Raw genomic sequence first — 13026 nt, 5'->3', positions numbered from 1 at the left:
GACCGGGCTTATCCGGGGCGATCACTGTAAGTACGAGAGATGTCATTATTGCCTGCTCCTGTATAGAATATCCGTGCTGGTATCACTGTCCCCGTTGATACCAGCTCTATTGCCGCTTTCGCAGCCTAATTTGGATTATACACACAGATGAACGAGATTCTCACGGCATTATGGCCGATTTTTGCGCTGCTTTGTGTCGGACATGCGATTCGACGAATGGGGTTTCCCGGAGACGGGTTCTGGGAGCCCGCAGAAAAATTGATCTATTTTCTGTTATTTCCAGTGCTACTTATCTACAAATTGAGCCTCGCTGATGTCGGCGCCGTGCCGATTGGCGAAGTCGCGTTGGCGGTGGTTCTGCTATTGACGGCAGGTACCAGCCTGCTGGTTATTGTGCAATGGGTAAAGCCGATGGCGAATAGCAGTTTTACCTCGGTTTATCAGGGAGGGATGCGTTTTAATACCTATGTTGGTCTGGCGGCGAGCGCTGCGTTGTTTGGTGATGAGGGATTAGCCGTTGCTGCGGTGGTTATGGCTGTTATGGTGCCTCTGCTGAACCTGCTTTGTGTGTTGATCTTTAGTTTCTATACCCGTAAAGAAGCAGGGTTGTTAAGTGTATTGTTGGCTTTAGTCAAAAACCCGCTGATTATCGCCTGTGTGGTGGGGATCTCTCTGAATATTTCGGGAGTGGGTCTTCCCTGGGCGCTGGCGTCAGTTGCCGGGCTGTTGAGTGGTATTGCATTGCCTCTGGGTTTGCTGGCGGTGGGTGCGGGATTAAATCTTACAGCGTTGCGCAAAACGAGTAGTTCTGTGATCTATAGCAGTGCTGTAAAACTGCTGCTGTTTCCTTGCCTGATGCTGGTGATTTGCGGCTTGTTTGTTGAGTCAGTGTTAGTCGCACAAGTGTTGTTAATGTTTAGTGCGCTGCCCACGGCATCTACTGCCTATGTGCTGGCGCGGCAATTAGGCGGTGATGCTCAACTCATGGCTGCAATTATTACGGGTCAAATTCTTATCTCAATGGCGACGATGCCGCTTGTTTTAACGTTATTTCCTGCTTTTTTGTAATTATTTTACAGTTTATGGAACTTTTAACCGAAAAACAGGGTCTTTTGTTAAGGTTTTAACGTATTTGTCGATAAAGTGCTTATAAGTAGTGGAAAGTACTTGCAAATTTTTTGCGTTATGGAAAACTGGGCGCCGTTTTTGTCAACCTAACTAACCGTAGTATTTGAGCAGAGAAAATGAAAAAAGGGCCGGATCTTGTTGTTGTTCTGATCGCCGTGTTTGTACTGGGCACTGTATTTACCGGTGTAAGTAATGCAGATATCGAGTTTGTATCCCTCGTTGGACAGGTTTTTAAGGGATAGATCTCTAATCGATAGGGTTTAGTTACCGAATAGCGCGGTAGAAACGCGTTTCGGTTGCAATACCTTCGAGTGGAATATCCCAACTCTCTGTTTTTAACCGGTCTACTTTCTGTAGGTCATGTGCCAATCCAATCAGGCTGGTTCCACCACTCTTGCGCCACCCCTGCTTAAATGCAAAAGTCCGGTCATAGTAGCCTCCCCCCATTCCTAGTCGTCCACCTTCTTCATCAAAAGCAACCAACGGTAGCAGAACCAGGTCAAGAGCCCAGGCCGGACGACGAGGAGCTTTGATTAATGAGGGCTCTTTAATACCATAAATATTGTTAATCAGAACGGTATCTTTGTTGTACGGAATAAACCAGAGACGGTTATGACGGACAGGGTGAAGCACCGGGAGATAACACTGTTTGCCCAATTTTCGACAGTAATCGATGACCTCTTCAGGACTGATTTCGCCGTCACTGGGTAGGTACAGAGCAATATTCTGGCTGCGTCGGAACTGAGTGAGCCGCCTTAGGGTCGAGAGTAAGCCTTTTGCGTGCTGTCGCTGCTGCGCCGGTTTAATTGATCGGCGGGCTTTACGCATCTGTCGGCGAAGACTTTTTTTAAAATCAATGGCTTGGGTCATAGGAGGGATATATAAGAAAAGATAAAAGACTCCCCAAAGTTACGGCGCTGGTATCGGCCCTGAACCCGAAGGTTCAAGGTGGTAGCCTCCGGAAAAAATTAGGCTTTCCGTCTGGCGGACATGCACATCATTTAACCTGGAAACTTCCAAAAGTGTGATTATCGGCTCAAGGGACTAACCAGACTACCAATAACCTCAGGGAGCTGTTGCCATTATACTGGTCAAAAATCGAAAGTCAGCCTTGAATTTAAACTTAACTGTGCTAATTGAGAAATAGGGCGTTTTAATTAAACCATTGAAAATAAATGGTTATTATTTTTGATGAAAAATTTTCACACCGGGACGAAGTTGTCCGCATTTATTTGGAGTGACGGGGCGAACAAACCCTGTTAGCTGGTGACTGTTTTTGAGTTGGGTAGAGCTGCTTCGATCAGTTGGCTCAGTTGGCCCAGACGATTGCTGATAGCCTGTTGTTCCGATGTCTGATTGTTATGCAGCTCATAAGCGATATTCAGCGCGGCCATCACGGCAACTTTTTCTGTGCCTATTATCCGACCGCTGGCTTTGATCTCTTGCATTTTCTTGTCGAGATAAGCGGCTGCTTTGAGTAATTCGGGTTCTGCTTCAGCGGGGCAGGCGACCATATACTCTTTACCCATCAGAGACACTGAGATATTGCGGGGGGAGTTGCTCATGCCTGTTGCTCCAGTGTTTTAAGGCGGCTGATCATCGCTTCAATTTTCTGATCTGTTTTACCCGTAACCTGCAGGCGATGGTTACGTTCTTCACGTAGCTCGGCAATTTGCTGATGCAGATCCTGATTTGACTGCTCAAGTTGCTGGCAGTGCAGGATTAGCTCATTGATCTGTTGTTCCAGTGTTTCTAAAGCGTGCTCAGACATAGCATTCAGGCCTAGTTATCAGAGTCAGTATAATAAGCGGAAAATGGCTGGTAATCGAGCGCTGTTTCGTGGTGCCGCTCTGGTTGAAGTGCTAGGATATGAATCCATAAAAGTTAAGCCTATATAGAGTAGCTCCGTCATGTCTGAAACCCAGTCTCCAGAAGACTTTATTCCTGAGTATTATGAGATCTGCGATATGTTGATTGCAGAAGATAGTATGACCAGCAGTGCTGCAGAGTTACATGGCTTGCTGTGCGGTTATCTGTCTGCAGGCGCCCGGTTCGGTCATGAAGCCTGGTTGAAACTGGCAGCCGAACTAACCGATATCACTGATTATCGCCATGAGTCTTCAAAGCTTGCACTGACCGATCTTTACGATGGGGCTCTGGCTCAGCTAGAACAGGTAGATTTTGGTTTTCAGCTGATGTTACCCGATGATGACCTGGCCCTTTCAGAGCGTGCCGAAGCGATGGGTAGTTGGTGTCAGGGTTTCCTGACCGGATTTGGTTTACAAGGCGGACATACCAATGAATCCTTGACCGATGACTTGAAAGAAGCGTTGGGTGATATGGAACAGATCGCTCAAATTGAGCTGGCGCCTGAGGCTGGCGAGGATAGTGAGTCTGATTTGATGGAGCTTCAGGAGTATATTCGGGTGTCTTCGATGATGATTTTCACTGAGTTTAATCCACAGCCGCAGCAAGATGCTGCGCCGGATGAGACTTTACACTGAGCAGGGAGTAACTGCGGATATGCGAATCAGTCAGTCTAGTTTTGCCGCCCGTCGCCAGCAGCTGATGGACCAGATGAGCCCCGGAAGTGTGGCCGTTATTCCTTCTGCGAAAGAGGTGGCCCGAAACCGGGATGTGGAATATCCGTTTCGTCAGGATAGCGATTTCTATTATCTCACCGGTTTTAATGAGCCGGATGCACTGTTAATACTGATTCCTGGCCGTAATGAAGGGCAAGTGGTGATGTTTTGCCGGGCTCGTGACCCGGAGATGGAAATCTGGAACGGCTATCGTGCCGGGCCTGAAGGTGTCTGTAATCAGTACGGCGTGGATCAGGCTTACGGCTGCGCTGAAATTGATGAGCGAGTGCCCCAGCTATTGCAGGGCTCTGAGCGTCTCTATTATTCGATTGGTACAGATGAAACCCTGGACGGTCAGGTACGTGACTGGCTTAACAGCATCCGTAAGCAAGCCCGTATGGGGGCCGTCGCACCAGGCGAGATTGTGATGCTCGACCATCTGCTGCACGAGATGCGTTTATTTAAGGCGGATGATGAAGTCGAGATGATGCGCGAAGCGGGTCGAATCTCCGCAGAGGCCCACGTTCGGGCGATGCAGCAGTGTAAACCAGGCTTGACTGAGTACCAGTTAGAAGCGGAAATCACCCATCATTTTGCTGTGAATGGTTGTCGTCAGCCGGCCTATTCTTCCATTGTGGGTGGCGGTGATAACGCTTGCGTTTTGCACTACACCGAGAACTGGGATGTGCTGAAAGATGGCGACCTGGTGCTGATCGATGCGGGTTGTGAGCTTGAGTATTATGCCGGTGATATTACCCGGACTTTTCCGGTATCAGGAAAATTCAGTACGGAACAGAAGGCGATTTATGAGCTAGTGTTACAGGTTCAGCAGGCCTGTATCGATGCCATTCGTCCAGGTGTTCCCTGGATAAGAATTCATAACATATCGGTCCAGGTCTTAACCCAGGGGCTGGTGGATCTGGGACTGCTGAAAGGTGACATTGAAGGGCTGATCGACACCGGCGCTTACAAAGCATTCTATATGCATCGTATCGGTCACTGGCTAGGTATGGATGTGCATGATGTGGGTGATTATAAGGTCGATGGTGACTGGCGACCTCTGCAAGCGGGGATGGTCATGACCGTGGAACCGGGGATCTATATCTCGCCGCAGAATGAACTGGTTGAAGAGAAGTGGCGTGGCATAGGTGTTCGTATTGAGGATGATATGCTGGTCACAGAAGAGGGTTGTGAAAACTTCAGCGCAGGTGTTCCGAAAACTGTGGCTGAGATTGAAGCCCTGATGGCGCGCTGAGCTGTTATAAATATGAAATCGCTGATTCTATGAAAGCTACTATAAAACCCCATTACGACATCCTGATCATTGGTGGCGGTATGGTAGGTGCCAGTCTGGCGGCTGCGCTGATTCCTGCCGGCAAACGGTTGGGCTTATCCATCGCTGTGATTGAAGCTTTTCCTATGCCCGACAAGGGTAGTCTGGAATACCAGCCCAGTTACGATGCCCGGGCGACTGCCCTGGCTTACGGTAGCCGACTGATCTACGAGCAGATAGGGATCTGGGATCAGCTGCGCGAGCACTTGTGTCCTATTACCGATATTCATGTGTCAGACAAAGGGCGGTTTGGCGCTGCCCGACTAAATGCGGCAGATGAGCAGGTAGCAGCGTTGGGCTATGTGGTCGAGAATCATTGGCTGGGGCAGGTACTGTTGAGTCGTTTGGCCCAGGATGATGCCAGTTTCATAGACTTTATCTGCCCGGCAGAGGTCAGTGGTGTGTGTTATCAGCAGGAACGGATGGCCGTCTCGCTGACCGCTCAGGGTGATGAGCATCAGTTGACGGCTGAGTTGGTGGTGATGGCCGATGGTGGTCGATCAGATCTGCGCGAGCAGCTGGGTATCGGCTATCAGCAGCAGAACTATCAACAGCACGCGGTGGTGACTAATATTAGTCCTGAAGCCAGCCACAACAATGTCGCCTATGAACGTTTCACCGATACCGGTCCGATGGCGTTATTGCCCTTAGAAGCGCTGGCTGTTGGTGACGATGAAAGGCAGGCGGGCGTTAGTCATCGTATGGGGTTGGTCTGGACGGTGCCTGATGAACAGATTGATGAGATTATGCAGCTCTCGGATGAGCAGTTTATCGCCCGTATACATGAGCGTTTTGGTTATCGTGCAGGTCAGTTTGTTAAGGTCGGAGAGCGGTTTAATTACCCCTTGAAGCTTAGTGTTGCCGATGAACAGGTCCGAAGGGGGCTGGTGGTGTTGGGCAATGCTGCCCATGCGTTGCACCCGATTGCCGGACAAGGTTACAACCTCGCACTACGGGGTGTAGTTGCACTGGCTGCCGAATTGATTCAGGCGCGGGAAGCCGGTGTTAATCTGGGTGATATCGATCACCTTGCGCGGTTTGCCGAGCAGGTTCGTAATGACCAACAGAAGACGATCGGCTTTAGTGATAAAACCATGAGACTGTTTTCTAATAGCAATCCATTGCTGGCGCTGGGGCGCAGTGCCGGATTACAGTTGCTGGATGTCTGTCCATTAGCTAAAACCGTTTTTGCCCGCAGCGCGATGGGGCTGGATCAGCCTACGCCGGATCTGCGCTAATGTTCGTTCTGCTCTTATGTCTGCATAGAGGAATCAAATGAGTCAACAGATCGAGACAGACCTGGTAATAGTCGGAGCCGGTATGGTCGGGCTGACGCTGGCTGCACTGCTGGCGGAGAGTGGTCTGAAAATCAGAATACTCGAAAGTAGAGATATCGACCCGCAGCAAGCTTTGGCCTGGGAACTTTCCCAGCGTACAACGGGTTATGACTCCCGGGTGAGTGCCCTAACGGTGGCGTCGCAACAGGTGCTGACGGTTGCTGGTGTCTGGGATCAGATCCAACAGATGCGCCTGATGCCCTATCGGGCGATGGATGTTTGGGATGGTGAAGGTACCGGTCAGATTCGTTTTGACTGCACCGAACTACACGAGCCCTGTCTGGGCCATATTGTTGAAAATCGGGTGACTCAGTCTGCTTTGTCTCAACAGGTCGCGGGCCAGGAAAATGTTGAATTTAGTACGGGCGTAGAGATTACTGAACTCTCAGAGGCGGATGCTGATAGCCAGCGCCTGCTGACGCTGAGCAATGGTGAACAGCTCCAGGTACGCTGTGTCGTTGCCGCCGATGGTGCGCTGTCGAATACCCGTCGTTTAGCGGGTATCGGTATGTGGGAGTGGGATTATGGTCACCATGCCATAGTGACAACAATAACCACTGAACAATCTAATAAAGCCACCTGTTGGCAGCGCTTTACCGATGATGGGCCGCTGGCGTTTCTGCCGTTGCCCGAAGACAATCTGAGCTCTATTGTCTGGTCAACCTCACCGGATCACGCTAAGGCGTTGATGGGTCTGGATGATGCCACTTTCTGTCAGGCCGTTGAGCAGGCGTTTGAGTCTCGTTTAGGCAAGGTGCTGCATACAGATCAGCGCTTTGTCTTTCCACTGCGTCAGCGACATGCCAGGCAATATGTAAAGCCGGGTTTTGCCGCGATTGGTGATGCCGCTCATACCATTCACCCATTAGCTGGGCAGGGCGTTAATCTGGGGTTGATGGATGCGGCGGCCTTAGCTGAAGTGCTATTGGATGGTCTTGATAAAGGGGTGCAGTGGAACGCCGAGTTTCATCTGCGCCGTTTTCAGCGGGCGCGCCAGAGTGAAAATCTACAGATGGCAGCGACCATGGAAGGCTTTAAACAGTTATTTAATTCCACAGAACCATTGGCAAGATTGCTGCGTAATAGTGGTATGAGTCTGATGAATAGTTTGTCGCCGGTTAAAAATCATCTGGTTCAACAGGCGATGGGGTTGAGTGGGAATGTGCCACGATTGGCGCGTCGACCGATCAGAGATTAGCCTGAACCATCGATCAGCCCTTTAGACGGGGCTTCATGGGGCTAGAACTAATGTCGCAGGGGAAAAGCTGGGCAAAATTTGCACTGACCGGTGAATCTATATACATTATCTGCCCTTTTCAGTTGAAGCCTAAAGGCACAGTACTGAGAATAATAATTAACAGTGCCAGTACAGAGTGATCGAAGATTGCTCAGGATAAAAGAGTTGCAGAGTATGGGACAGAAAACCGCACTATACGAAAAGCACCAGCAGATGAATGCCAAGCTGGTTGGTTTTGGCGGCTGGGAAATGCCTATTAATTACGGATCACAGGTCGAAGAGCATCACAAAGTACGTACCGATGCCGGTATGTTTGATGTATCTCATATGACGGTGGTCGATGTAGCCGGAGCTGACAGTAAAGAGTACCTGCGGTACCTGTTGGCGAATGATGTTGTCCAGTTGCAGCAGCAGGGCAAAGCGCTCTATAGCGGGATGCTGAATGAGACCGGTGGGGTTGTTGATGACCTGATCGTATACCTGATGACCGATCCCGATGTGGCGGGTGAGTGGTTTCGCGTCGTAGTTAACTGTGCGACCCGTGAGAAAGATCTTCGCTGGATGGCCGATCATACGGCACAGTTTGACGATGTTGCTCTGACCGAGCGCCCTGAGCTGTCTATGGTGGCGATTCAAGGGCCGAATGCACTGGTAAAAGTCGAGTCGATACTGAGTGAATCCCGGGTCAAGCTAATTGAAGGTTTGAAACCCTTTCAGGGGGTTGAGTCTGAAGGCTGGTTTTTTGCCAGAACAGGCTATACTGGCGAAGACGGACTTGAGGTGATGGTGCCGGAAGAGTATGTTGCCGACTTCTGGCAGGCACTTTTTGATGCGGATGTAGCTCCATGTGGTCTGGGTGCACGGGATACGTTGCGTCTGGAGGCTGGCATGAACCTATACGGCTTAGATATGGACGAGAAAGTCTCGCCACTGGCTGCTAATATGGGATGGACTGTCGCATGGGAACCAGCAGAGCGTGACTTTATTGGCCGTAGCGCGCTGGAAAAGCAGCGCGCAGCTGGCGTGCAAGAGAAGATGGTCGGTCTTGTGCTGGAAAACCGAGGTGTACTGCGCAGTCACCAGAAAGTTGTTATAAATGGCGAGGAAGGGGGTGAAATCACCAGTGGTACTTTCTCTCCAACATTGGGCTGTTCCATAGCGATGGCCCGTGTATCAGCTGATGTTGCTGATACATGTCATGTAGATATGCGTGGCAAACTGGTAGAAGTAAAAGTGGTTAAACCGTCATTCGTACGTAATGGCGAGAAAGTGTTTTCATAAACTCTCACTGTAGGAAAGAGAATAATGAGCGATATCCCAAGTGATCTGAAGTATGTTGCCAGCCATGAATGGATCCGTGATGAAGGTGATGGCGTGGTTGCTATTGGTGTTACCGATCATGCCCAGGATCTTCTGGGTGATGTAGTGTTTGTTGAGCTTCCAGATGTGGGTGCCGACTTCGCTGTAGGTGATGATATTGGTGTGGTTGAATCTGTAAAAGCGGCTTCTGACATATACGCACCACTCAGCGGCCAGATCGTTGCAGTCAACGAAGAGCTGGAAGACTCCCCTGAGTTGGTAAACAGTGATCCATATGGTGATGGCTGGTTTATTAAGATTCGTCTGTCAGAGGCCTCTGAAACGGCAGGCCTGTTGGATGCTGATGGCTATGCTGAGTTGTGCGAAGCCGAAAGCTGATAACGACGTCTTGGCCACTAAGCCCTGCCACTGGCGGGGCTTTCTGTTTTCTGGACTCTGGCTATACTGTGCTAAGTCCGATTAAAAAAAATGTAACCTTGAAGGTAACTTTCTTTGCAACAATTACGTTTGAATCCCGGTGCTGATAAGCGTCTTCGTGGTGGTCATGTTTGGATCTACAGCAACGAAGTCAATATTAAGCTGACCCCGCTGAAGCAGTTTACGCCCGGTGAGCAGGTAGTGGTTGAGAGCTCCAGTGGTAAGCCGGTAGGGCTGGCCTATGTGAACCCTAATACATTGATCTGTGGGCGTCTTTTCAGTCGCGACGTAAAGATTCCGTTGGATCGCTCCCTGATTGTCCATCGACTGAATATCGCCCTGTCTCTGCGTGAAGCTTGTTTTGATAAGCCTTGCTACCGGTTGATTTTTGGTGACAGCGATGGTCTGTCCGGGCTAGTGATCGATCGGTTCTTTGATATCTTTGTGGTACAGATCTCTACCGCAGGGATGGAGTTGTTCAAAGAGGATATCGTTGCGGCGCTGGAGAAAGTATTTAAGCCACAAGGCATCTTATTCCGCAATGATGGCAAAATGCGTCAGACCGAAGGGCTGGAAAGCTACTCTGAAGTCGCCTTTGGTGAAGTGCCTGAACTGGTACCGTTCGAAGAGAACGGCGTGCCGTTCCTTGCGCCGGTACATACGGGACAGAAAACCGGTTGGTTCTATGATCATCGGGACAACCGGGCCCGGATGCAGCAACATGTGAAGGGTAAGCGGGTGCTGGACCTGTTTAGCTATATCGGTGGCTGGGGTGTGCAGGCGCTGGCGGCGGGAGCTGAGCATGTAACCTGTCTTGATGCCTCCGAGTTTGCTTTGAATGTGGCGGATCAGAATGCCGCCCTGAATGGTGGCGCAGAGCGCTTTACAACGATCAAGGGCGATGCGTTTGAAGGCTGTAAAATGCTCTTGGAAGAGAATGAAAAGTTCGATGTGGTGATTCTTGATCCGCCCGGCTTTATTCAACGGCGTAAGGATATCCGTAATGGTGAACAAGCCTATAAGCGGATTAATCAACTGGCGATGCGGTTGGTGGCAAAGAACGGCATATTGATCTCTGCGTCCTGCTCGATGCATCTGCAGCGGGAGCGGCTGGTGGATATTATCCGTTCAGAAAGTCGCACGGTCGAACGTCAGGCGCAGATCTTTGATCAGGGTCATCAGGGTGCAGATCACCCGATCCATCCGGCGATTGTGGAAACCGATTATCTTAAGTCATACTTTGTTCGGCTGTTGCCAACCGCGTAAGCAGATATGATAAGGGGGAATAATGGACTGTAAATTGCTCGGTGGTAGTGATCTGAATGTCAGTCGTCTCTGTCTGGGAACGATGACCTTTGGGCAGCAGAATAGTGAAGCTGAAGCTCATGAACAACTGGATTATGCGGTGGCTCAAGGGATCAACTTCATTGATACGGCGGAGATGTATCCCGTTCCCCCAATGGCTGAAACTCAGGGGCGTACGGAGCAGTATATCGGTAGTTGGTTAAAGGCCCGGGGTAACCGGGATCAGCTGATTATTGCCACTAAAGTGGCCGGTCCCGCAGAGATGGCTCAACATATCCGCCCGGACGTGCGTCTTAATAAGGCTAATATCAGAGCAGCGATCACCACTAGTCTGCAGCGTTTACAGACAGATTATATCGACCTCTATCAACTGCATTGGCCTGAACGGGCAACTAACTTTTTTGGTCAGCTGAATTATCAACATCAGCCGGAGACGGACGGAACGCCTATTCTGGAAACGCTTGAAGCGCTCAAAGAGTTGGTTGATGAAGGGTTAATTCGCTACGTGGGTCTCTCTAATGAGGTGCCCTGGGGAGTGATGAAGTTTCTCAGTTATGCTGAGGCGTTGGGGCTGCCCCGGGTGGTTTCAGTACAGAATCCTTATAACTTGCTAAACCGTAAGGATGAGGTGGGGCTGACTGAGGTGCTATTGCGTGAAGAGGTCGATCTTCTGGCCTACTCGCCGTTGGCGTTCGGTACGTTGAGCGGTAAATATCTGGATGGCAGTGCGGGGCCGCAGGCACGGATTAATCAGTTTCCCCGGTTCTCGCGCTACTTGACCGAGGCTGGCCTGCAAGCGACCGCTGCGTATGTACAGCTGGCGCGGGATCACGGTCTTGACCCGGCTCAGATGGCGTTGGCGTTTGTTAACGGTCGTCCATTTGTCGGGAGTAATATTATTGGTGCGACCACAATGGAGCAGCTGAAGAGTAATATTGGCTCGACCAATCTCAAACTCTCAGACGAGGTGCTGGCAGAGATAGAAGTGATTGGTACTCGTTTCTCTAATCCCTGCCCATAGACGTAGAGCGGCTATAAAAAATGCGCCTAGGGCGCATTTTTTGTCTTTGTGATCTCTTTAGTGCTCGCTGTCAGGCCACGCGGCACTGTTTTAGTTGCTGATTGAGTGCCGCCATGACTTGCCCACGCTTAACCAAGCCGACCAGAATACCGTTTTCAACCACTGGATAGATCTTTGGTTTATTGGTCGCCATTATCTGGGCCAGCTCCAGTACGGTATTGGACGGTTTCACCGTTAATGGATCCCGTTGCATCATATCCTTCACTAAAACGTGGCTATCGCAATGGTAGCTATCGCCAAGTAGGTAAGGGATACAGTCGTGTTCAGAAAGAAAGCCTGTGAGTCGTTTGTTATTATCCACTACAGGAAGGCCGAGCATATTACTGGTCATCAGGTGATCTACTGCCTGAGGCAGAGACATCTCTTCAGTGAGTGGAGTAAGGTTCCCAGACATGATGTCTTTAATCAGTATCATCGTCTTCGCCTCCTGTTTGTTATTAAAAGTGCTTACTCACAGTCTTGCAGTAAAATAGTGATTTCACCAATTAGAACTGACTATTTTGTTAATAGTCAGAGGTTAATGGGCACAAAAAAACGCCCCATTGATCAGTGTGGGGCGTTGTTGGGTGTGCTGGTTATCGGCTTTAGCGAAGGCTGATTACCGGCCAGCCATTCTCTACAGCAGCCTGTTTTAAGAGTTCATCCGGGTCGACGGCTACTGGGTTGGTGACCCGGTCCAGAAGTGGTTTGTCGTTGATAGAATCACTGTAAAAATAGCTATTCTCTAAAGAATGCTGAGTCTCTGTAAGCCAGCTATTGAGTCGTTCTACTTTTCCCGCCTGGAAACAGGGGGTGCCAGCAACTTTGCCAGTGTAGCGGCCATCAATCAGTTCAGGTTCTGTCGCGAGAGTGTCGTCAACGCCTAATAGCTCGGCTATTGGGCCGGTAACGAAGCGATTGGTAGCGGTGATGATAAGTAGATAATCGCCCTGGTCCCGGTGCTTCTGAAGTAGTGTGATCGCTTTTTTTAGCATCATGGGAGCGACTTTTATCTCCATGAATTCCCGGTGAAGCGCTGTTAGTGCTTGCGGCTCGTTATCAGCCAGTGGCTTCAGTGCAAACTCAAGAAACTCATGGATATCTAGGGTGCCTGCTTTGTACTGCTGGTAAAAATAATCGTTTGATTGACGATAAAACTCGCTGTCTACGACCCCTTTCTCGCAAAGAAATTCGCCCCATGCGTGATCACTGTCGCCATTCAGCAGGGTGTTATCCAGATCGAAAATTGCCAGGCTCAATTTAACATCTCCAAGGGTATAAAAAGAGCGCTTAGGATAGAGGCTCAC

Annotated in this window: 15 protein-coding genes and 1 other RNA gene; 10 read left to right on the top strand and 6 right to left on the bottom strand. The window is 50.0% G+C overall.

Annotated elements, in window-relative coordinates; translation table 11 throughout:
• Positions 1-147: 147 nt before the first annotated feature.
• Entirely contained in the window at positions 148-1068 is a 921-nt protein-coding gene (locus QZZ54_RS17825) for an AEC family transporter (protein ID WP_290705168.1), read from the top strand.
• A gap of 176 nt (positions 1069-1244) precedes the next feature.
• Positions 1245-1370 carry a hypothetical protein gene (locus tag QZZ54_RS17820; RefSeq protein ID WP_290705165.1) on the top strand — a complete coding sequence of 42 codons (126 nt, stop codon included), beginning with the start codon at positions 1245-1247 and terminating at the stop codon, positions 1368-1370.
• A gap of 22 nt (positions 1371-1392) precedes the next feature.
• Here the strand turns inward: QZZ54_RS17820 and QZZ54_RS17815 are convergent, their stop codons facing one another.
• From QZZ54_RS17815 to QZZ54_RS17800, 4 genes are all read right to left on the bottom strand, one after another.
• On the bottom strand, positions 1393-1998 hold the full coding sequence (locus QZZ54_RS17815) for a 5-formyltetrahydrofolate cyclo-ligase (RefSeq protein WP_290705162.1): 606 nt from the start codon (positions 1996-1998) through the stop codon (positions 1393-1395).
• Positions 1999-2024: 26 nt separating this feature from the next.
• A non-coding RNA gene (ssrS, locus tag QZZ54_RS17810) (6S RNA) lies at positions 2025-2203 on the bottom strand.
• Between the two features lie 184 nt (positions 2204-2387).
• Positions 2388-2693: a cell division protein ZapA gene (locus QZZ54_RS17805; RefSeq protein WP_290705159.1), complete on the bottom strand. Its 306-nt coding sequence runs from the start codon at positions 2691-2693 to the stop codon at positions 2388-2390.
• Positions 2690-2899 carry a DUF904 domain-containing protein gene (locus QZZ54_RS17800; RefSeq protein ID WP_290705156.1) on the bottom strand — a complete coding sequence of 70 codons (210 nt, stop codon included), beginning with the start codon at positions 2897-2899 and terminating at the stop codon, positions 2690-2692. The genes QZZ54_RS17805 and QZZ54_RS17800 overlap by 4 nt, the downstream gene beginning before the upstream one ends.
• 139 nt (positions 2900-3038) lie before the next feature.
• Here QZZ54_RS17800 and QZZ54_RS17795 point away from each other — a divergent pair, with 139 nt between their 5' ends.
• The 8 genes from QZZ54_RS17795 to QZZ54_RS17760 all read left to right on the top strand — a co-directional run bounded on the left by QZZ54_RS17795 (position 3039) and on the right by QZZ54_RS17760 (position 11680).
• Entirely contained in the window at positions 3039-3632 is a 594-nt protein-coding gene (locus tag QZZ54_RS17795; protein WP_290705153.1) for a UPF0149 family protein, read from the top strand.
• A 19-nt stretch (positions 3633-3651) separates the two neighbouring features.
• The gene (gene pepP, locus QZZ54_RS17790; RefSeq protein WP_290705180.1) at positions 3652-4965 is read left to right on the top strand and encodes a Xaa-Pro aminopeptidase; all 1314 of its coding nucleotides are present in this window, start codon (positions 3652-3654) and stop codon (positions 4963-4965) included.
• Between the two features lie 29 nt (positions 4966-4994).
• A complete protein-coding gene (ubiH, locus tag QZZ54_RS17785; protein ID WP_366645872.1) occupies positions 4995-6281 on the top strand; it encodes a 2-octaprenyl-6-methoxyphenyl hydroxylase in 1287 nt (428 codons plus the stop codon).
• Positions 6282-6318: 37 nt separating this feature from the next.
• Positions 6319-7578, top strand: a complete 1260-nt coding sequence (locus QZZ54_RS17780; RefSeq protein ID WP_290705150.1) for a UbiH/UbiF/VisC/COQ6 family ubiquinone biosynthesis hydroxylase — start codon at positions 6319-6321, stop codon at positions 7576-7578.
• 213 nt (positions 7579-7791) lie between these two features.
• A complete protein-coding gene (gene gcvT / locus QZZ54_RS17775; protein ID WP_290705147.1) occupies positions 7792-8898 on the top strand; it encodes a glycine cleavage system aminomethyltransferase GcvT in 1107 nt (368 codons plus the stop codon).
• Between the two features lie 24 nt (positions 8899-8922).
• A complete protein-coding gene (gene gcvH / locus QZZ54_RS17770) occupies positions 8923-9315 on the top strand; it encodes a glycine cleavage system protein GcvH (RefSeq protein ID WP_290705144.1) in 393 nt (130 codons plus the stop codon).
• A gap of 114 nt (positions 9316-9429) precedes the next feature.
• Positions 9430-10620, top strand: coding sequence for a class I SAM-dependent rRNA methyltransferase (locus QZZ54_RS17765; RefSeq protein ID WP_290705141.1), 1191 nt, complete (start codon positions 9430-9432; stop codon positions 10618-10620).
• Positions 10621-10642: 22 nt separating this feature from the next.
• The gene (locus QZZ54_RS17760) at positions 10643-11680 is read left to right on the top strand and encodes an NADP(H)-dependent aldo-keto reductase (protein ID WP_290705138.1); all 1038 of its coding nucleotides are present in this window, start codon (positions 10643-10645) and stop codon (positions 11678-11680) included.
• A gap of 70 nt (positions 11681-11750) precedes the next feature.
• Here the strand turns inward: QZZ54_RS17760 and QZZ54_RS17755 are convergent, their stop codons facing one another.
• Entirely contained in the window at positions 11751-12155 is a 405-nt protein-coding gene (locus tag QZZ54_RS17755; protein ID WP_290705135.1) for a CBS domain-containing protein, read from the bottom strand.
• Positions 12156-12324: 169 nt separating this feature from the next.
• Positions 12325-12978, bottom strand: coding sequence for an HAD family hydrolase (locus QZZ54_RS17750; RefSeq protein WP_290705132.1), 654 nt, complete (start codon positions 12976-12978; stop codon positions 12325-12327).
• Positions 12979-13026 lie beyond the last annotated feature (48 nt).

Origin of the sequence: Amphritea sp. (assembly GCF_016744155.1) — a bacterium.
Lineage (GTDB): Bacteria > Pseudomonadota > Gammaproteobacteria > Pseudomonadales > Balneatricaceae > Amphritea.
This window is presented reverse-complemented; position numbering and strand designations above follow the sequence as displayed.